A 22,265-nucleotide genomic window follows, 5' to 3' on the forward strand; every position below is an offset into this window, starting at 1 on the left:
GGTCAAACTGATTGTTCCATTGTGTGTGAAGTTGACTTAGGTCCTAATCAAGAATTGTGTGGTGTAACTTCTGTTCCATTAGACTCTCAATTAGCAAATCCATTAGCAACTTTTACTTGGAAAAAAGATGGTGTTCTTATACCTGGTGCTTTATCTCAAACATACACCGCTACTTCTTCAGGAACATATACTTGTATTGGAAAATGTGGCCCAAATGACGTTACAGATTCTGTAGTTATAAATCTAGGTCCAAACGTTATTGTTCCTGAACAAGCTAATTATACACTATGCGATGATGCTTCAAATGACGGCATTGCAAGTTTTGATTTAACAACATTAACGCCAAATGTACTTATAGGACTAGATACTAATTTTACATATAATGTAACCTATCATTATACTGAAGCAAATGCATTAGCCAACACCAATGCAATAAATCCAAATGTTTTGTATATAGGAGCTTCTCAAACTATTTATATTAGAATAACAACCGTTGGAGCAACTTCTTGTAACACCGTTGTAGCACAAAATTTAGTGGTTAACAGCTTACCAATAGCTACTATTTCTTCAACTGATTCTGATAATACAATATGTAGTGATGAAATTTCAGCTTCTAAAATAATAGTAACACCTTCTAATTTTGCTATTGCAAACGCTACCTATGTATGGTCGTTAGACGGAATTGTTATTCCAGGCGCTATAACAAATGAAATTGTACCAACTCTAACAGGAACGTATAGTGTTGTTGTAACATTGGCCAGTGGTTGTTCGAACACAACTGCTTTAGATTTGTTATTCACTATAAACACCAAACCAGATTTTGCATTAACAGGAACTAATCTTGTAAAATGTGCAGATGAAGTAGCTGTTTTATCTGTAATACCAACAAACTTTACAGTTACTGATCCAAACATTTCTTATATATGGAAATTAGACGGAAATGTATTAACTGGTATGAATACATCATCTATAAGCGAAACAGATTATGGAGTTTATTCTGTAGAAATTACAAATTTTCAATGTAAAACCATACAGCAAATAACTGTGACTTTAGATACTACAGAAATTCCTATCAATACGAATGGAGAATGCGTAGGTATAAATTATATTTTAACTGCTTCACCTGTAAGTAGCTCATATGACCCAGAGACCGTTACTTATTTGTGGACTAACCAATCAGGAGTTCCAGTAGGAAGCAATCAAGAAACGTTTAATGTTTCTGAATACGTTATTGAAAATGGAATCTCATTTGACACTTTTCCATTAACATTTAATGTTAAAGTAACAACTAATCCTGACGGATGTACAGACAATCAAAGTTTTGAGGTAATAACATCATTTTGTACAGTACAAAAAGGTCTTTCTCCAAATGGAGATGGCTCGAACGATTACTTTGATTTACGTGGTTTAGATGTAAAAGAGTTAAGTGTATTTAACAGATACGGAACCAAAATATACAGTAAAACCAATTACAAAAACGAATGGCGAGGTCAAAATAGTAAATCAGAAAACTCTCCAGTAGGGACTTACTATTACGTGATTGAACAGAAAAATGGTGAAACTAAAACAGGTTGGATATACTTAAATAGATAATAAAAAGAATGCAGTTGTATTTTTCAAATACGACTGCATTTCTAATAAAATAAAAAATCAACAAATGAAAAAAATATTTTTCACTGCACTAATCACACTTCTTACCTTTCTTGACGGGCAAGCCCAACAAGACCCTCATTATACACAATATATGTATAATATGAATGTGATAAATCCTGCCTATGCTGGATCAAAAGAAAATTTATCTTTTGGACTACTTTTCCGAAAGCAATGGGTTGACATACAAGATTCGCCAACCACATTTACCGCTACTGGTCATTCACCAATTGGCAAAAACTTGGGCGTTGGACTTTCCATAATATCTGACAGAGTAGGTCCAGTTGATGAAAAAAATGTGTTTGCAGATATTTCATACACCTTAAATTTGGGCAATGATAGAAAACTTGCCTTCGGATTAAAAACAGGAGCGTCATTCCTTGACATAGGTCTACTTAGCGAAGTTAGCCCAACTTTACAAGATCAATTTGACCCTGCTTTTTTAGAAAATGTAAATAGAACAAATTTTAATCTTGGATCAGGCGTTTTTTATTATACTAACAAATATTATATTGCTTTATCAGTTCCAAATATTTTAAGAAGTAAACACTTTAACAAAATTGTTAGAAGCGATGGTATAAAATATGGCTCAGAAACTTCCCATTATTTTCTTACAGGAGGATATGTGTTTGACCTATCGCCTAATACAAAATTTAAGCCTTTTGCGATGTTGAAATCAGCATTTAATGCGCCAACATCAATCGATGTATCAACTAATTTTTTGTTTTATGACAAACTGGAATTAGGAGCGACTTATAGATTACAGGATTCATTTGGAGCGTTGGTTAACTTTAAAATTACTGATGATTTACGTATAGGTTATGCTTATGACAGAATAGTTTCAGAAATAAGAACAAGTTCACCATCATCCCACGAATTTATCTTGTTATTCGACTTGAATCTGTCTAAAAAAGTATCAAGCTCACCACGTTATTTTTAATATAATCAAAACAAAAATGAAAAATATATACATAGCTTTAATTTTTGTTCTTGCCATTGCAAATAGCATTGCTCAAAACAAAGAAACTAAAATTGCAGATAAACTTTATGAAAGTTACCAATATGTTGACGCAACAAAAGAATATCTAAAATTAGCAAACACTGACAAAACAAACACTTATGTTTTTAAACAATTAGGAGATTGTTATTATAATTATTTTAATTCTGTTGAAGCCGAAAAATGGTATTCTAAAGCTATTGCAACGGAACAAAATCCCGAAACTTATTTTCGTTATGCTCAAATGCTAAAAGCAAATAAAAAGTATGATGAAGCAAGTGTTCAAATGCAAAAATTTGCCGCACTAGCACCAAATGATATGCGAGGAAAAAACGCTAATAGCGGTAGCGAATACTTAAATAATTTGTTAGGTCAAACTAAATTATTTGATGTATACTCCGTTGGATTAAATTCAAAATATTCCGATTTTGGTGCTTATTTAAAAGACAATACTATCTACTTTACAAGTGCTAGAAATACCGCTAGGAAAAGTTATGATTGGAATGACCAACCATTTCTTGACATATACCAATCTGATTATACAGATGGTAAAGTAGGAACAACTTCTATAGCAGTTGCAGATCTGAATACTAAATTTCATGAAGGTCCAGTTACAATAAGTGCCGATGGAAATACAATGTATTTCTCTAGAGAAAGTTTTTTTGAAAATAAATTTACTAAAAGTCAAGACCGAAAATTGAAAAATGGTAAAATGTACATTTATAAAGCCACTAAAACTGACGGTAAATGGGGAAATATAGCAACCGTTTCATTTAACGAAAAAGAATCGAATACAACTAGTCCATCATTGAGTAAAGATGGTAGTCTTTTATATTTTGTATCTGACAGAAATGGTTCTTTAGGCAAAACTGATGTTTGGAAAATCGCAATAAATACAGATGGAAGTTTTGGAACTCCAGAGAATTTAGGAACTTCTGTAAACTCAGAAGGAAATGAACTCACGGCTTTTATTGCAGATGATAATACTTTGTATTTTGCTTCAAATGGACGAAACGGATTAGGAGGATTAGATGTTTTTGCTTGTGATATGGATAAAAGCAATGAAGCTATCAATCTTGGAAAACCAGTAAACAGTGAAAAAGATGATTTTGGTTTTACTTTTAACCAAGAAAAAAATGTTGCTTTTTTATCTAGTAATCGAGCAGGCGGAGCAGGCGACGATGATATTTACTCTGCTATTCCCTATTGTACAGTTGATTTAAGATTGATGGTTCGTAATGCGAAATCAAGCGATCCTCTTTCCAATGCTTCTGTTATAATAGTTGATGAAATGAAAAATGTAGTTACTAAATTATCGTCAGATGATATGGGTAAAACAAATTTTAAATTGGAATGTGATAAAGCTTATTTTGCGAACGTAGACAAAGACGGTTACATCAGTAATGTGTTCCCAATAGACAAATCAAAAGGAATAATTGCATTAAATGCAGACTTGAATCCCGTAGAAGCAATTATAACCGAAACAGAAGTTATTCTTAACGAAATTAAGTTTGAATACAATAAAAGCAATATTACTGCTGATGGAGCATTTGAACTAGACAAGCTTGTTGTTGTTATGGAAAAATATCCAAATATGGTTATTTTTGCAAAATCACACACTGATTCTAGGGGTAAGGATTCTTATAACTTAGGACTTTCTGACCGAAGAGCAAAATCAACTGTGGAATACCTACTGTCCAAAGGAGTTTCTCTTGATAGAATAACAGGTCAAGGTTTTGGAGAAACGGAACCAAAAATCATTTGTGGAAATGATTGTACGGAAGAGCAACATGCTGAAAATCGTAGATCAGAATTTTTGATTGTAAAAAAATAATAACTCTTTTAAAAAATTGAAATAACTACCCCCAAAAAACATATACTATTTGGGGGTATTTTTATAAAAAAAAGTATACTTATGAATTACAAACTTCGTGGTTTAGAAGAAGTTTTAATCAATCTAAACAATGAGTACGTTTTCATTAAGAGCATGTAGCAATCAAGAAATTTTGCCTATAAATCAAGGACACTACGATTACGTTTTTAGGTTTAATACTCTAATTTAGTTCAAAAAAAATCTCAGAATTAAAAAAATCATTCTTACCAAGATTAACTATAAATTTATCTAAACTTTTTAGGGCAATTTAATTTTTTTGGTTTTTAATTTTTCAGTAAATAAAAAAACATTTAAAATTGCTTACATTTTTTTTCTCATTCTCGCCACCGGAATATCCAACTGTTCCCGATATTTCGCAACGGTTCTTCTAGCAATAGGATAGCCTTTTTCTTTAAGAATTTCGGCAAGTTGGTCATCTGGCAAAGGTTTATTTTTGTCTTCGTCAGCAATTACGGTTTCTAGAATTTTCTTGATTTCGATGGTCGAAACTTCTTCGCCTTGGTCGTTGGTCATTGCTTCCGAGAAAAATTCTTTGATAAGTTTTGTTCCATAAGGTGTGTCCACATATTTACTGTTTGCCACACGTGAAACGGTTGAAATATCCAAACCAATCATATCAGCAATGTCTTTTAGAATCATCGGTTTTAAGAAACTTTCGTCACCATCTAGAAAATACTCTTGTTGAAAATGCATAATAGCATTCATTGTTACAAAAAGGGTTTCTTGACGTTGTTTTATCGCATCGATAAACCATTTGGCAGAATCCAGTTTTTGTTTGATAAACTGCACTGCATCTTTTTGAGCGTTGGACTTATCTTTAGAATCTTTGTAGGTTTTCATCATATCCTGATAATCCTTCGAAACGTGCAATTCGGGAGCATTTCGCCCGTTTAAAGTCAGTTCTAGTTCATCGTCAATAATGCGAATGGCAAAATCAGGCACAACGTGTTCCGTCATTTTATTACTTCCTGTATAAGCTCCTCCTGGTTTTGGATTCAGTTTTTCGATTTCATCAATCGCTTTTTTGAGTAATTCTCTTGAAACCGAAAATTTAGCCAACAGTTTATCGTAATGTTTTTTTGTAAAAGCTTCAAACTGTTCTTCGATAATATGTATGGCTAGTGCTACGGATTCTGTAGGGGTTTTGTGTTTCAATTGCAACAACAAACATTCTTGCAAATCTCGTGCGCCAACGCCAGATGGTTCGAGTTCGTGAATAATGTGCAGTATTTTTTCGACTGTTTTCTCCTCGGTATAAATCCCTTGAGTAAAAGCCATATCGTCCACAATGTCTTGAATGCTTCGACGAATGTATCCCATATCATCGATACTTCCGACCAAGAATTCGGCAATATCCCGTTGGTCGTCCGTCAAAATAAAAGTATTCAACTGATTGATTAAGTCCTGATGAAAACTTACAGGTGCCGAAAGTGGCGATTCTCGTTCTTCATCGTCATCGCTATAATTGTTAGATTGTGTTTTGTAATCTGGTGTTTCGTCGTTGCTCAAGTACTCATCAATATTGATATCGCCAGAATCAATACTTTCGTTATCCTCATATTCGTCGTAGTCTTCATTGTTGTCAAACTCGTCTTTTTCGTAAATTTCTTCGTCATCATTACCACCTTCAAGCGCAGGATTTTCGTTCATTTCTTCAATCAAACGTTGTTCAAATGCTTGCGTAGGAAGTTGAATTAGCTTCATCAACTGGATTTGTTGTGGAGATAATTTTTGAGATAATTTTAAACTTAAGAATTGTTTTAACATTGTATGGTTATTTGGTTATTTGTGGATTTGGTTATTTGTAACAAATAACCGAATTACCGAATCAACAAATAAACTTTTAAAATTCAGCATTCATTGGTGTTCTCGGAAACGGAATCACGTCACGAATATTAGTCATTCCAGTTACGAACAAAACCAAACGCTCGAATCCTAGTCCAAAACCAGAATGAACAGCACTTCCGAAACGGCGGGTATCCAAATACCACCATAATTCTTCTTCGTCAATACCAAGTGCTTTCATTTTTTCGACCAAAACATCAAAACGTTCTTCTCGTTGTGATCCTCCTACAATTTCTCCAATGCCTGGAAACAGAATGTCCATAGCACGAACTGTTTTTCCATCTTCATTCAAACGCATATAAAACGCTTTGATATTTGCAGGATAATCAAACAAAATTACAGGACATTTAAAATGTTTTTCGACCAAATAACGTTCGTGTTCCGATTGTAAATCTGCACCCCATTCGTTAATGATATAATTGAATTTTTTCTTTTTATTTGGAGTACAATCCCTTAAAATATCAATTGCTTCAGTATAAGAAACTCGTTTAAAATTGTTTTCCAAAACAAAATTTAACTTTTCTAACAATGCCATTTCACTTCGTTCGGCTTGTGGTTTTACTTTCTCTTCTTCGATTAATCGAGATTCTAGAAATTTTAAATCATCACCACATTTATCCATCGTGTATTTAATCACATACTGAATAAAATCTTCTGCCAAATCCATATTGTCGTTCAAATCATTGAAAGCCACTTCTGGTTCAATCATCCAAAATTCAGCCAAATGGCGAGAAGTATTAGAGTTTTCGGCTCTAAAAGTTGGTCCAAACGTATAAATCTGACCCAAAGCCATTGCGAAAGTTTCTCCTTCTAATTGTCCAGAAACGGTTAAGTTGGTTTCTTTTCCAAAAAAATCTTCTTTATAGTTTATTTTTCCGTCTTCAGTTCTTGGGGTGTTGTCAAATGGTAAAGCGGTAACTTTAAACATTTCTCCAGCTCCTTCAGCATCTGATCCAGTAATGATTGGCGTATTGACATACACAAATCCTTTTTCTTGAAAATAAGTATGCACCGCAAACGATAAAACTGATCGCACACGCATTATGGCTTGAAACATATTGGTTCGCACTCGCAAATGCGCATTTTCACGCAAGAAATCTAAACTTGGTTTGTTTTTTGGTTGTATCGGAAATTTCTCAGCATCCGAATCGCCAAGAATTTCTAGTTTAACAACTTGAATTTCGTATTTTTGACCAGCACCTTGACTTTCGACCAATGCACCAGTTACCGAAACGGCTGCTCCAGTTGTAATTCTTTTTAAAGTTTCTTCGGCTGTGTTTTCGAAATCGACTACACACTGAATATTATGAATTGTCGAACCATCGTTCAACGCTATGAATTGATTGTTTCTAAAAGTTCTAACCCAACCTTTTGCATTGACTTCGCTGATAGTTTTGGAACTATTTAATAAGTCTGTAACTCTTGTATGTCTCATTTTTATTCTAATAATTGTAATATTATTGCAAATATAATTGATTTGTATATTTTTTTGAAGCTTTTTCCCGCTATTCGTTGCAATCTTTTGCTTTTTTCCTTCGAGAAGCTCAGGATGACAAAAAAAGCAAAAGGATTTCCACTGCTATCGGGGCTATGGGAATTCCGACTATTGGAGTTGGTTCATCTCCAAGGTTGTTTGCGTTAGGGATTAAAGTGGAAATCCTTTTTTTATTTTGTCATCCTGAGCTTGTCGAAGGACAAAATAAAAAAAGATTGCAACGGAAAGCCCGACCCGACCTTTTTGGGAGGGAAACGCCCAAATTATTTTTGTTTTTCTAATGCATCGACTTCAGCATCGGTTGGTTCGAGAATATCGATTCTTGGTTTGATAAATTCTTGTTCGTTGGACAGGGTTTTATTTAATGTTAAAACCAAAGCTGGCAACAACATTAGGTTCGACAACATTCCGAAAAACAAGGTGATGGAAACCAATCCGCCCAATGCGACAGTGCCGCCAAAACTGGACAACATAAATACCGAAAAGCCGAAAAATAAGACTATTGAAGTATAAAACATACTGATTCCAGCATCGTCAAAGGTGGCATAGACTGATTTTTTGATTCGCCAATCGTTTCGAGCCAATTCGAGTCGGTATTGCGCCAGGAATCGCAAGGTGTCATCGACGGAAAGACCAAACGCTATTCCGAAAACCAGTATAGTGGATGGTTTAAGAGGAATGCCCAAATAGCCCATTAATCCTGCGGTTAGCAGCAACGGAAGTAGGTTTGGAATCATTGAAACCAACACCATTTTTACGGAACGAAACATTATGGCAACCAATATTCCTGTGAGTAAAAAGGCAAACAATAAGGATGATAATAGGTTGTCCAACAAGTATTTGGTTCCTTTTTGAAATACCGATGCTTTTCCAGTTATGATGACGTTGTATGCTGATTTTGGAAACAATTTTTCGGCTTTGGTGCGAATTTGTTTTTCGATTTCGTCCATTTTCTCGCCATTTTCATCTTTGATGAATGTGGTGATTCGAGCATATTGTCCTGTGGAATCGACATAGCTTTTCATTAGGTTTTCTTTCGAGTTTTGCGTAGCGTTCTTGGCATAGGACAAGATGAAAGCTTGTTCCTGCGAAGTTGGCAATTCGTAATATTCGGGATTTCCGTTATAGTAGGCTTGTTTGGAATATTTAACTAAATTGACTATCGAAAGTGGTTTAGATAGTTCTGGAATTTCGGAAATAGTTTCTTCGAGTTCTTCCATTCGCTTGAGCGTGGAAAGTTTCATAACTCCTTTTTTACGTTTGGTGTCAATCATTATCTCAAGAGGCATTACGCCATCAAATTCTTTTTCGAAAAAACGTATGTCTTCAAAAAAAGCAGTCTTTTTAGGCATATCTTCGATAATGCTTCCGGAAATTTTCATCTGAAAAACACCAATAATTCCTAGTATCAATAATATAATGGAAGTGATATAAATTCCGAAACGATTGTATTTCACGGTGCGTAACATCCAACTCATAAAAGCAGTGAGATATTCCCGATCTAAATGTCCTAAATGTCTCGAAATTGGTGATGGAATGTAACTGTGAAAGATTGGAATAACGATCAAACACAACAAGTACAGCGCAATAATATTGATAGAAGTTACCACGCCAAACTCCGTCAGCAAAACGTTGTTGGTGGCAATAAAAGTGGCGAAACCCAAGGCTGTTGTCAAATTTGTCATCAAAGTTGCAGTACCTGTTTTGGTAATCACACGTTGCAAGGCTTTGGCTTTGTTGGCGTGAATGCGGTATTCTTGGTGGTATTTGTTGGTTAAAAAAATGCAGTTTGGAATTCCAATTACAATAACCAACGTTGGAACAAGTGCTGTGAGAACCGTGATTTCATATCCTAACAATCCTAGTAATCCAAACGACCACATTACACCGATAATGACAATAATCATTGCAATTAGTGTGGCACGAAAGGTTCTAAAAAAGAAAAAGAAAATTAGCGAGGTAATAAACAAGGCTGCACCAATGAACAGTCCAATTTCGTCAATAATTGTTTTGGCGTTTAGTGTGCGAATGTAAGGCATTCCAGAAGTTCGAAGGTCAACACCTGTTTTGATTTCAAATTTTTCTATTTCGGGAATGAGTTTGTTTAGTACAAAATCTTTTCGAATTTTGGTGTTTACTATTTTCTTATCCAAATAGATGGCAGATCGAATGGCTCCAGACTTTTTGTTGAAAAGTAGGCCTTCATAAAACGGTAATTGAGTTAATAATTCAGATTTTATTTGAAGTAAATAAGCTTCGTTTTGTGTTTTATTTGGGTTTATTAATGGAGTCAAATCAAATTTTTCAAGAGAATCGTTTTTGGTAAGTTTCTTCAAATTATTTACAGAAATCACCAAATCAACCTCTTTGTTGGATTGAATGTTCGTCATTAATTGAGACCATTCGTTATAGATTTTAGGCGTAAATAGTTTTGGATCTTTGGAAGCAATTACAATCAAGTTCCCTTCTTCACCGAAATTTTTCAAGAATGAATTGTAATCGATATTTATAGAATCATCCGCAGGAATAAGGTTGGCTTCGGTTTGTGTAAATTTGATATTTTTCCATTGCAAAGCAAAAAGGATAGTTATCAGGATAACAATTGCTAGAAAAACAATTCGGTTTCTTAATATTATTCGAGCAATATATTCCCAAAACCCAAGGCTTGATGTCTTTTTCATACGAATTTTAATTCCTTACAAAGGTAATTAAAACTGAATATTTTATTTACCGTTTTTTATAAATTTTAAAATTGTGTTATTTATTAGTGTTAAGTTTTTATTTGTTTGGTTATTTTGTCATCTTTGTGGCATATACCGTCTTAATTTTCGTTATTAGTTTATGAAAAATTTAAAAAATGCTTTGTTTTATTTTACAGTAACTGGTTTTTTTACTGCATTGATATATTGGGTTGTTGGACAAGGCAAAAATTTAGAAATAGGAAGAAAAATAATTGTCCAAACTACTAAAAACTCACAATGGAATCAGTTTTTAGATTCTTTATTTCATAATTTAGAACATCCGTTAGCGGTGTTGTTGTCTCAAATAATCACCATAATTATAATAGCTCGTTTTTTTGGTTGGATTTTTAGAAAGATAGGTCAACCATCTGTTATTGGGGAAATTATTGCAGGTATTTTTCTTGGACCATCTGTGGTTGGAATGTATTTTCCTGAATTTTCGGCAGCATTATTCCCTACAGAATCATTAGGAAATCTTCAATTTTTGAGTCAGATAGGCTTGATACTTTTTATGTTTGTAATAGGTATGGAGCTGGATTTGAAAGTTTTGAAAAATAAAGCAAATGAAGCCGTTGTAATTAGTCACGCAAGTATCGTTATTCCCTTTGCATTGGGTATTTGTTTGTCCTATTATGTGTATCATAAATTTGCTCCAGTTGGGGTTGAGTTTTTATCGTTTAGTTTGTTTATGGGAATTGCAATGAGTATTACTGCTTTTCCAGTTTTGGCAAGAATAGTTCAGGAAAGAGGAATTCATAAAACCCGATTGGGAACTATTGTTATTACGTGTGCTGCTGCTGACGATATCACCGCTTGGTGCTTACTTGCTGCCGTAATTGCTATTGTAAAAGCGGGTTCTTTTGTGAGTTCATTGTATGTTATTGGACTTGCCTTTGCTTATGTTTTGGCGATGTTATTTTTAGTAAAACCGTTTTTGAAAAGAGTTGGGGATTTGTATTCTAATAACGAAAACCTAAGTAAACCCGTTGTTGCCATCTTCTTTCTTACCCTTATTTTATCTTCGTTTGCAACTGAAGTTATAGGTATTCATGCATTGTTTGGAGCTTTTATGACGGGTGCCATTATGCCAGATATTGTTAAGTTTAGAAATATTTTTATTGAAAAAGTAGAAGATGTAGCAGTAATTTTATTACTTCCTTTGTTTTTTGTATTTACTGGATTGCGAACAGAAATAGGGTTGATTAACGATCCGTATTTATGGAAAGTAACAGGTTTTATTATACTAGTTGCAGTAGTTGGTAAGTTTGTAGGAAGTGCTTTAGCGGCTAGATTTGTGGGTCAAAACTGGAAAGACAGTTTAACTATTGGAGCGTTGATGAATACACGTGGTTTGATGGAACTTGTGGTTTTGAATATTGGATATGACTTAGGCGTACTAACTTCCGAAATATTTACAATGATGGTTATTATGGCTCTTGTAACTACATTTATGACTGGTCCAGCATTAGATTTAATTAATTTTGTTTTCAAAAAGAAAGATTCTCCAGTTACAGAAATGGATGTTGAAGTAAAAAAATATAAAATTCTTGTTTCTTTTGGAAACTTTGAAAAAGGAAAGTCACTATTAAGAGTAGCTAATAGTTTAGTTAAAAAACAAAAAGAAACATCCAGTATTACTGCAATGCACTTGTCGGTAAGTGATGAGATGCACGGTTTTAATCTAGAAGATTACGAAAAAGCCACTTTTGTGCCTATTTATGAAGAGTCAAAAGTGCTAAATCAAGAAATAAATACCATTTTTAAAACCACTACTGATATTGAAAATGATATAGCAGACATATCAAAACAAGGAGAATATGATTTATTGTTGGTTGGTTTGGGGAAATCTATTTTTGAAGGAACATTTTTAGGTAAAGTACTTGGATTTACAACTAGAATTATAAATCCTGATCGACTTTTAGACAAAATCACTGGTAAAGAAGGCTTATTTGAAAACTCTATTTTTGATGATAGAACACGTCAGATTATTGCTAAAAACAAAACGCCACTTGGAATTTTAATTGATAATGAATTGCAAAATACGGATAAAATTTTCATCCCTATTTTTAGTACTGAGGATTCTTTTTTGGTGGATTATATTCAAAAATTTATATTCAATAACAATTCAAAAATTAATATTGTTGATGTTAAGAATCAGATAGGAAATAATTTTTTAATAAAAAATGCTATTCAAAGTCTAGAACAAAACTATCCTGATAATATTGCTTTAGTCTCAGAAAGCCAGATTCTAAAATCGTTTCTTATCAAACAAGATTTAATGATTGTAAGTTTAGAAAGTTGGAAAAAACTGGTTGAATCCCAAAGTGTTTGGTTGAGTACTCTACCTTCCGTATTAATTATTAAACCCTAAATCGAGCTGAAGACTTAATTTTAAAGCAATATTGTCCTCGAAATCTGGTAAATGATTGGAGCCATATCTATAAAAAGCCACAAAACCAAGTCCTTTAAAAATATTGTTTACCTCAAATCCAGATTCTAAAAAGCCATTTTCTAAGGTTTTAAAATTAATTTTTTGATGTTGTTTTTTATCGTCAAATTCGCCCCAACTAAATCTTGAAACAAGTGAAAAAATGGGCTTTATCTTTCTAGCGATTTCGAATTTAGGAAATTGATACTCCAACTGAAAAAACACATATTTACTGGAAAAAAATTCATTAAAATACATAGTTTCAAAACTATCACGCCCTGCTATGGTTATTCTTTGGAGTAGTTTGTCTTTGTTTAAATTATTTGGTGAATGATTATAAACGTGTGTCAAGGGTATGTCTCCAGAGGCATAACCTCCTTCAAAAAGAAATAAAAATTTGTGATTGGAATTGAATTTCTTTTGGTAATCAAATCTAAAATCCAGCTTTCCAAAATTAAAACTGTTTTCTAATAAATTTGAAATTGTTTTTGTGAACTGAAACGTAAATTTTGGATATTTTTTGTCTATTTCAATGTTTCCACTTGGAGTTTGCATATAGTTGCTAAACGGATTCCATTGTATCGAAGCCGTAAATAAAGTAGTTCTAAAATTTGTATACCGTTTGTCATTATTCTCAAATTGATAATCAAATTTTGGGGTTATAAAACTGCTTGATAGTTGCCAAATACTTTCTGTTTTAGGAATTACTTTTGTTTCTATAAATCCACGCCAAGTCTCGTGATTGTAAAATGTACTTATATTGAAAGGTCTGGGGTCATAAATTTTAAACACTCGTTTGTCAACTTCAAATGATGTGCTGGCAATTTCTTTCAAATCGTGGTTATATGAGGCACCTATCCAAGTTTCATTTTGTTTGTCTAATCGGAAAGTGTTTGACAAAAAACCCTTGAAATAACCATCTTTTGTCCCATAAACTGCGTAACCTTCCAGTTTGTATGTTTTTGATAATTTTTCGTTTGTAACGCCTCCTAAACCCAATCTAAAACCTTCGTAATTATTGTAACGGAAAATGTATCGAAAATCAAAATCAAAAAAACCTACAGGATAATATCCTTTGATTACTTTACGTCCAATGTTTATTTTTTTTTCAATTTTTCTTTTTTCAGCTAAACTATCTAGTGAAATATAAGTTGGATTACTTCTTACATCAATAGAATCTGTTGCATAGCTGTTCCAGATTTCTAATTTCTTTGAGCTGCTGTTTTCATTTATTATAACAGCCACATCTTTGTTGTTAATTTTTTTAGTTGAGTTGAACTTTGGTTCGTAAATTCTTGTCTCAGATTTGATTTCAATAAAATCTGAAGCAAACTTTTTGTGGTTTTCATTTTCTCTGTTTTCTGAACCTTCAAATATGATGGTTTCTCCAAATATTTTTATAGGGTATTTATTGTGTCCTTTCTTCAGGGTTAGTTTTTTATGATGAGGAAACCAATTTTTTATTTCTTCATTGTATGTAAACTCGCATTGATATTGAATGTTCAAAATGCCAGACACATTTAGCAATAATTTTGCGATACTGTAATTTTCTTGGTCAATAAAATAGTATCCTTCAAGCTTATTGTTTTTTATTTTCTCTTTGGTTTGAAATCTAATTTGAGATACTTTGCGGTTTTGAAGCAGGGTATTTTTTAGGAAGTAAAAATTATATTTCTTTATTCCTTTTTTTGATATAGGATTTATGTATTCTTTTTCAGCAAGCGAATATTTTTGATTATAAACTGAAAAAGGCTCTAATTGGAGTGAAAAATATTCAAATACTGGTTTTTTGAATCCAGCCATTCGATTGGCTAATATGGTTTCCTGAAGTGAATTTTTATAGGATATAAAACGGCTTATTTTCTCGGTTTGAAACAGGTGTTGTTTGGAGATTATTTTTTTGAAGATAAAATCAGATGAATCAATTTTTGAGAATGTTTTTCTTCCTTTTTTAATGCTATAAATAGAATCAATCCTACCTTCGATTGAGTCTGAACTAGCAGTTATAAGGAGTTTGTTATAGGTTGTAAATTCGTAGTTTGTAATTTTGTTTTTTGTTTTATAAAGCAATGTTTTTTCAATTATTTCATTAGCGTTATTGCCGCTTTCTTGAGCATTTGCTATAAAGTTTAGCGTTAGTAAAGTAAATAACAAAAAAAATGAAAATTGGTTTTTAAAAAACATCTGTGACCTGATAAATTTATAACAAAGATAGTTTTAATAAATATAAAAAATCCGCACATAGCGGATTTGGATTTGATTTATTAAGAAAATTTAATTTTGGATGTGTACAAAAACTAATCTGTCTTGAAGCTTATTTGTTTTAATCCGCTATTGTTATTAGATAAATCGCTTAAAATACTTATTGACTCATCGATATAAGGGTCTTTTGAAAGCTTTTCGTGCCACGCTTTCCTTTTTATTTGAAGCGCTTCGTCTTTCTTAAGGTTGAATAATTCAGAAAGGGTTGATTTAAAAATCAAACTACTTTTATACTTTTCTAAATTTTTAAACTTACTTTCTTCTACTTCTTTTTTCTGTTCCAGTTTGCTGAATTTTTGAAAATTTAAACTCAAACTATTATTGCTTTTGGGTTTATTTTCCCATTTCGCTTTTTTGTCGATTAAAACAAAGTACTCACTTTCAATTATCCTCTTTTTGCTTGATTTTATTATATCTTGAAATGTTTCTTTATTATAGCTCTTTTTGAAAGATGCTGCATCAATTTTATCCGCAGGAATGACATTTTTTTTGTTTCCTTCTCCATATTTAGCATAAGAATATTCGTCAGGAATTACAATATCACTTTCAATACCAGTTATTTGAGTTGATTCGCCAGTTACTCTGTAATATTTTTGAATAGTGGTTTTTAATGCTCCTAGATCAACGTCAGTTTTGTAGTTGTATTGATTTAAATCTACAATGTCTTGAATAGTTCCTTTTCCGAAGGAGTTTTTACTGCCTATTATCAATCCGCGATTGTAATCTTGAATTGCTGCCGCTAGTATTTCTGATGCAGATGCTGAATCGTTATTTATTAATACGGCTAAAGGTCCATCCCATATCACATTTGAATTTAAAGACGAAATTACTTCTTTTGGTTTATTTAGTGCTTTAACTTGAACTATTGGGCCTTTTTCTATGAACAAGCCTGCAATATCTATTGCTCCACTGATTGCTCCACCGCCATTGTCTCTCAAATCAAGTAGAATTCCTGCTACACCAGCAGTTTTTAGTAATTCTATTTCAGCGGCAACGTCTTTAGCAGATTCTTTTCTGTTTTCATAATCAAAATCGATATAGAATTTTGGTAAATTAATGAGTCCATATCGTTTGCCTTTTTTTTCTACTATGACTGATTTTACATAAGTATCATTAAATTCAAAAATATCTCTTTTTAGCGGCACTACTTTTATACTTCCATCCGATTTTTTGATTGTAAATTTTATAACATCTCCCCTTTTCCCTCTGGTTAGTTTGATTAAGTCGTAAAGTTGGTATCCAACCACGTCAACTGGGTCGCCATTTCCTTCTGCTACTTTTAGCACAACATCTCCAGCTTCAATTTTTTTGCTTTTCCAAGCAGGACTTCCTAGAAACATATCTTTTATTTCAATAAAATTATCGGTATATTTATAAATAAGACCCACACCTTCCATACGACCACTTACATCAATATCAAACTTCATTTTGTCCTCTGGTTTAAGATATTGGGTGTTTGGATCTGACTGTTTAACAATTGCATTAATATATTTTCCGAAAAAATAATCTCTATTCAGATTTTGATAATTGTAATAAGATCGATTAAAGCTTTTAAGGCAAAGTTCCCTGCATTCTTTTTCTATCTCATTAAAGCTTTTTGATTTATAATTTGGGTTTGATATGGTTTTACTTTCTTCTATTTTTAATTTTTTATAAATGTCTTCAAGGACTCTTTTTTTAATAAGTAAGCGCAATTCATTTCGAATTTGTTCACTGTTTTTTGAAAATTCAACTTGCGAATAACTATTTTCAAGGTTATCCTCAATTATTTTTATTTCTTCATTTAGAGAAAAATCCAATCGACCCATACAAATGTTAGTATACACTATTTTAGCTTCCTGCATTCGCATCATAATGCGATCATAGGTAAGATAGAAGAAAGTTAAATCTTTATTTTTTATTTGATTGTCAAGTTTTGTTTCAAACTTTTTAAATTCTTTTATATCAGATTCCAAAAAAAATAATTTTCCAGGGTCTAATTCTATTATGTAATCATTAAAAAGGGATTTAGAAAAGTCATCATTAAGGTTTGCAGGATTGTAATGTGTTTTTTTTAAAACTAACGTAATGAGTTCTAGAAGCTTTTTTTCTTGTTTTGGGTCTATCTCTTTTTTTGGAGTAAAGCCACTAGCAATTGACAAAGAAAGTACTAATATTAAAATATGTTTAATGTTATGTTTCATAAAAATTAAATTATTAGAAATTTTCTATGCCTTTTTTTATGTAAAAAAACGCCTTTTTAAAAATAAATTTATTTTTAAAAAGGCGTTAGTCCTAATTTAAAGATAAACTATAATTTAGTAGTTATCTTATGGTTTACGGTTTTTGTCTTATTGTTTTTTGCAAAAGTATTTTTACTTGATACATGTATTTTTTGTAAATCTGATAATATACTTACTGCTTCTTCAACGTATACATCTTTTTTCAACAAATCATACCAATCTTTTTTCTTTTGAGCTAAAACTGTATCTTTCTTTTCAGCAATTAAATCCTCTGCTTTAGACGTGAAATCAAGTTTGTTAGTATAATTATAAATTGATTTGTATTTTTTAGTAGCTTCTTCTATACTTGTTTGCTCCTTTTTGAATTTATCAATATTAAGGTTTATAATATTATTTTCTTTTCGATCATTTACCCACCTTGCACTTTCATCGATAAGTTTAAATTGTGTATTTTCTGAAACCCTTTTTTTACTTTTTAAAATAATATCGGCAAAATTATTCATATTGTTTAATGCTTTATAAGGAGCAGCATCTATTTTGTCCCAAGGCATTGCGTGAAGCTCATCTCTTTCTCCAATTTTAATATAAGAATATCTATCTGGCATCGCTACATCGCTACTTACGCCTTCCAGTTGAGTTGAGCCACCATTTATTCTATAAAATTTTTGAGTTGTGGTTTTTAATGCTCCAAAATCTCCCATAGAACTATTGCGGATAATTTGATTCAAATCGATTACGTTTTGAACTGTTCCTTTTCCGTATGATTGCTTGCTCCCTACTATTATTCCCCTGTTGTAATCTTGTATGGCCGCAGCAAAAATTTCTGATGCAGATGCTGAGAAATTATTAATCATCACAACTAGTGGACCATCCCACTGTACTCTTGCATCTTTGTCATATAAAACTTCTTTTGCCGCTTTTGCAGATCTAATTTGAACAATTGGACCTTCTTTAATAAATAAACCTGCAATATCAACCACTGTTTTAAGCGAGCCACCTCCATTATCACGTAAATCCATTACTATTCCTTCTACACCAGCGCTTTTCAATCTCTCAATTTCGATAGCAATATCTTTAGCAGAATCTCTATTGTCATCATTTTCAAAATCGATATAAAATTTTGGTAAATAAATCACACCGTATTTCTTCCCGTCTTTAATTGTGATTGTTGATTTAGCATAGGTTTCTTCAATTTCAACAATATCCCGAATTATTGAAATTACCTTGATGGATCCGTCTACTTTTTTTACTGTTAATTTAACTTCTGAACCTCGTTTTCCTTTAATTTTTTTAACTACATCGTCCAATCTCATTCCTACAACATCAAGTGGCTGAGCACTCCCTTGACCTACTTTCATAATTAGATCTCCTGGTTCTAATTCCTTTCCTCTCCATGCAGGACCTCCTGAAATTAACTCCGATATTTCTGTATAATCATTTTTCTTTTGTAATCTTGCTCCAATTCCTTCTAGCTTCCCACTCATACTAATATCAAAACGCTCTTTTTCTTCTGGAGCAAAATAATAGGTATGCGGGTCATATTGAACCACTATAGAATTAACAAAAGCAACAAACCAATCTTTCTTTTCTAAGTCTTCAACAAAATCAAAATAATCGTCCAACGATTTTAAAGAAGATTCTCTTGATTCTTTTTCAATTTCTTTTAATGTTTTTTCAACATACTTTGGATTTTTTGCTTTTTTATCAGCTTCCATTTTTTGTTTGTCAACAATATATGAAAGTACGGTAAGTTTGATTTGCAATCTCCATCTGTTTTTTAATTCAGTATAATTTTTTGCAAATGGAAGCTTTTCAACCCCAATATCAACAGTTTCATCTGAAGAAAATTCAAAAGCTTTGTCGCTTATTGATTTATAAACAACTTTTGATTCCCGAATTCTTTTCTGAATGCGTTCAAAGGTAAGATTGAAAAAACTTAAATCACGATCAAGAAACAAATCATCGATTTCCGTTTCGTATTTTTTAAATTCTGTAATATCAGACTCTAAAAAGAAACGTTTGGATGGGTCTAAAGCATCAATGTAGGTTTTGAACAAGCTTTTTGAAAATTCATCATCCATAGCCACTGGACTGTAGTGTCCTTTTTTAATGACATAATCAATTAAATCTAAAAGGGCTTTGTCTTTTTCAGGGTCAGTTGTTACGGTTTTTGGCATAAAACCCCACAATGTAGCTGATATAGCTACCAAAACTATAAGTATTTTGTAATTCCTTTTCATAAATTCCCAAATTGTGTTCATAAATAATTAACTAATATACACAAAAAACCATGCCAAAATTAAATAACTATTGATAATTTTTTGTTTATGATACAAATATAGATTCTTGAGCGGAAAAATGATTATTTTAGCAGTTAATTTTTATGTTAAAATTTTTCAACACAAATGAAGAAACCTATAATCTTAGTAACCAATGATGATGGTATTTCAGCGCCTGGCATTCGTACACTTATAGCGGTAATGAAAGAAATAGGAACTGTCGTTGTGGTTGCTCCAGATAGTCCGCAAAGTGCTATGGGACACGCAATAACTATTAATAGTACCTTGCATTTGAATAAGATATCTATTGAAAACGCTGAAATAATGGAGTACAGTTGTTCTGGAACTCCCGTTGACTGTGTTAAAATAGCCGTTAACGAAGTCTTGAAGCAAAAACCAGACTTGTGTGTGTCAGGAATTAATCACGGTTCAAACTCCTCTATAAATGTGATATACTCCGGAACTATGAGTGCTGCGGTTGAAGCGGGTATCGAAGGGATTCCAGCTATTGGATTTTCGCTTTGTGATTACGATTGGAATGCTGATTTTGAAACTTTTAAGCCTCATATTAAAAAAATAACTCTTGAAGTTTTAGAAAAAGGATTGCCAAATGGTGTCGTTTTGAATGTAAATCTTCCTAAAAGAAAACAAGAGGATTTAAAAGGTATAAAAATTTGCCGACAGGCTAATGCAATGTGGGTCGAAAAATTTGACAAACGAGTATCTCCTTTTGGGAAAGAATATTATTGGCTCTCTGGCGAATTTGTGAACAATGACAAAGGAGAAGATACTGACGAGTGGGCTCTGGAAAACGGATACATTTCGATTGTTCCAGTTCAGTTTGATTTGACTGCGCATCACGCTATTCAACAATTAAATACATGGAATTTTAACCGTTAGAAAATGAGAAAAACTGATTTGCTTATTGGAACCATTATAGGTTTTGCAACTACTTTTTTAGGAGTGGTTGTTTTTTTTGAATTGTTTAGTGACTTTGGCTTTGTTGAAGGTGTCAAAGGAATGAAAAGTCAAGGTTTTCTTGGAAAAGTAATTACTCTTGGTGCCATTTTGAATATCATTGTTTTTTTTGTTTTACTAAAATTGAATAAAGAACTGATGGCTCGAGGTGTGGTTTTAGCTACAATTCTTTTAGCATTACTCACCTTATTTGTATAACACAATCACGCTATAAAAAAAATGAAATATTATATAATTGCAGGAGAAGCATCGGGAGATTTGCACGGTTCCAATTTGATGAAAGGAATTTACAAAGAAGATCCTCAAGCAGAGATTAGGTTTTGGGGTGGTGATTTGATGCAAGATGCTGGTGGAACTTTAGTAAAACATTACAGAGATCTTTCTTTTATGGGTTTTTTGGAAGTAGTTTTGAATTTAAAAACCATTCTCAACAATATTAAAATTTGTAAAGACGATATTTTAGAATTTAAACCTGACGGAATTATTTTTATTGATTATCCAGGTTTTAATATGCGTATTGCCAAATGGGCAAAAAAACTAGGAATGGGAACCTACTATTACATTTCTCCTCAAATATGGGCTTGGAAAGAAAATCGAATTGCAGCCATTAAACGAGATGTTGATAAAATGTATGTTATACTTCCGTTTGAAAAAGATTTTTATGAAAACAAACATAATTTTCCAGTTGAATTTGTTGGTCATCCGTTAATTGATGCCATAAATAATCGTCCAAAAACCGATGCTGCACAATTTAAAAAAGAACATAATCTCGACGACAAACCCATTATTGCCTTATTGCCTGGAAGCCGGAAACAAGAGATTGAAAAAATGCTTTCCGAAATGCTTTCTGTGACAGGCTATTTCCCAGACTATCAATTTGTTATTGCAGGAGCTCCAAGTCAAGAGTTTTCATTTTACGAACAATTTTTAACGGTCAATCAAGTTCATTTTATTTCTAATAAAACCTACGACTTGTTGAGTGTCTCTACAGCCGCACTTGTAACATCTGGCACAGCAACACTGGAGACGGCTTTGTTCAAAGTTCCAGAAGTGGTTTTATACAAAGGAAGTTGGATTTCGTACCAAATTGCAAAACGGGTTGTTACGTTGAAATACATTTCACTGGTAAATTTAATAATGGATTCTGAAGTAGTTACAGAACTTATTCAGGAAGATTGCAATGCTAAAAAAATCAAACTTGAGTTGGAAAAAATACTGAATCCAGACCACCAAAAAATACTTTTAGCAAATTACGATTCACTCGAAAATAAACTGGGAGGCGCAGGCGCTAGTGATAAAACAGCCAGATTGATTGTTACGAATATGTTATCAAACCACTAGTTAATTTTGATTTAATATAAAAAGGTTATTTTTGTAATTAATTCAAGTTGCTAGTTATTTTTTTTATAGGAATCATAATCAACAACTTGATAATAGTAGTAAAAATTAGTGCAAGTTAGATTGATAATATCCA

The 22,265-nt window shown here is 32.4% G+C and carries 13 protein-coding genes; 7 read left to right on the plus strand and 6 right to left on the minus strand.

What is annotated here, in order from left to right; genetic code table 11:
* From RMO70_RS00005 to RMO70_RS00015, 3 genes are all read left to right on the plus strand, one after another.
* Positions 1-1,593 (plus strand): gliding motility-associated C-terminal domain-containing protein (locus tag RMO70_RS00005; protein WP_310554363.1); only part of this gene is annotated, 1,593 nt, incomplete at its 5' end.
* A gap of 64 nt (positions 1,594-1,657) precedes the next feature.
* Positions 1,658-2,590 (plus strand): type IX secretion system membrane protein PorP/SprF, encoded by a 933-nt coding sequence (locus tag RMO70_RS00010; RefSeq protein WP_310554364.1) that lies wholly within the window; start codon positions 1,658-1,660, stop codon positions 2,588-2,590.
* Between the two features lie 16 nt (positions 2,591-2,606).
* Entirely contained in the window at positions 2,607-4,481 is a 1,875-nt protein-coding gene (locus RMO70_RS00015) for an OmpA family protein (RefSeq protein ID WP_310554365.1), read from the plus strand.
* A gap of 360 nt (positions 4,482-4,841) precedes the next feature.
* Here the strand turns inward: RMO70_RS00015 and rpoN are convergent, their stop codons facing one another.
* The 3 genes from rpoN to RMO70_RS00030 form a co-directional block, all read right to left on the minus strand.
* On the minus strand, positions 4,842-6,308 hold the full coding sequence (gene rpoN / locus RMO70_RS00020; RefSeq protein WP_310554366.1) for an RNA polymerase factor sigma-54: 1,467 nt from the start codon (positions 6,306-6,308) through the stop codon (positions 4,842-4,844).
* Positions 6,309-6,384: 76 nt separating this feature from the next.
* Complete coding sequence (gene asnS / locus RMO70_RS00025) at positions 6,385-7,821, minus strand: asparagine--tRNA ligase (RefSeq protein WP_310554367.1); 1,437 nt, start codon at positions 7,819-7,821, stop codon at positions 6,385-6,387.
* A 323-nt stretch (positions 7,822-8,144) separates the two neighbouring features.
* Positions 8,145-10,562 carry an MMPL family transporter gene (locus RMO70_RS00030; RefSeq protein WP_310554368.1) on the minus strand — a complete coding sequence of 806 codons (2,418 nt, stop codon included), beginning with the start codon at positions 10,560-10,562 and terminating at the stop codon, positions 8,145-8,147.
* Positions 10,563-10,722: 160 nt separating this feature from the next.
* On the opposite strand from RMO70_RS00030, the gene RMO70_RS00035 reads away from it, so the two are divergent.
* Positions 10,723-12,993, plus strand: a complete 2,271-nt coding sequence (locus RMO70_RS00035; RefSeq protein ID WP_310554369.1) for a cation:proton antiporter — start codon at positions 10,723-10,725, stop codon at positions 12,991-12,993.
* Here RMO70_RS00035 and RMO70_RS00040 read toward each other — a convergent pair.
* The 3 genes from RMO70_RS00040 to RMO70_RS00050 all read right to left on the minus strand — a co-directional run bounded on the left by RMO70_RS00040 (position 12,976) and on the right by RMO70_RS00050 (position 19,795).
* The gene (locus tag RMO70_RS00040) at positions 12,976-15,204 is read right to left on the minus strand and encodes a DUF5686 family protein (protein WP_310554370.1); all 2,229 of its coding nucleotides are present in this window, start codon (positions 15,202-15,204) and stop codon (positions 12,976-12,978) included. The two genes, RMO70_RS00035 and RMO70_RS00040, sit on opposite strands and share 18 nt — an antisense overlap.
* A 143-nt stretch (positions 15,205-15,347) precedes the next feature.
* Positions 15,348-17,495, minus strand: coding sequence for a carboxy terminal-processing peptidase (locus RMO70_RS00045; RefSeq protein ID WP_310554371.1), 2,148 nt, complete (start codon positions 17,493-17,495; stop codon positions 15,348-15,350).
* Positions 17,496-17,602: 107 nt separating this feature from the next.
* Positions 17,603-19,795, minus strand: coding sequence for a carboxy terminal-processing peptidase (locus tag RMO70_RS00050; RefSeq protein ID WP_310554372.1), 2,193 nt, complete (start codon positions 19,793-19,795; stop codon positions 17,603-17,605).
* A 144-nt stretch (positions 19,796-19,939) separates the two neighbouring features.
* Between RMO70_RS00050 and surE the strand changes: the two genes are divergently transcribed.
* The 3 genes from surE to lpxB are packed head-to-tail and all read left to right on the plus strand — an operon-like array spanning position 19,940 to position 22,132.
* The gene (gene surE / locus RMO70_RS00055; protein WP_310554373.1) at positions 19,940-20,713 is read left to right on the plus strand and encodes a 5'/3'-nucleotidase SurE; all 774 of its coding nucleotides are present in this window, start codon (positions 19,940-19,942) and stop codon (positions 20,711-20,713) included.
* A gap of 3 nt (positions 20,714-20,716) precedes the next feature.
* The gene (locus tag RMO70_RS00060) at positions 20,717-20,989 is read left to right on the plus strand and encodes a hypothetical protein (RefSeq protein ID WP_310554374.1); all 273 of its coding nucleotides are present in this window, start codon (positions 20,717-20,719) and stop codon (positions 20,987-20,989) included.
* A 21-nt stretch (positions 20,990-21,010) separates the two neighbouring features.
* Positions 21,011-22,132 (plus strand): lipid-A-disaccharide synthase, encoded by a 1,122-nt coding sequence (gene lpxB, locus RMO70_RS00065; RefSeq protein WP_310554375.1) that lies wholly within the window; start codon positions 21,011-21,013, stop codon positions 22,130-22,132.
* The last annotated feature ends 133 nt before the right edge of the window (positions 22,133-22,265 follow it).

Source organism: Flavobacterium sp. (assembly GCF_031422135.1).
Taxonomy (GTDB): domain Bacteria; phylum Bacteroidota; class Bacteroidia; order Flavobacteriales; family Flavobacteriaceae; genus Flavobacterium.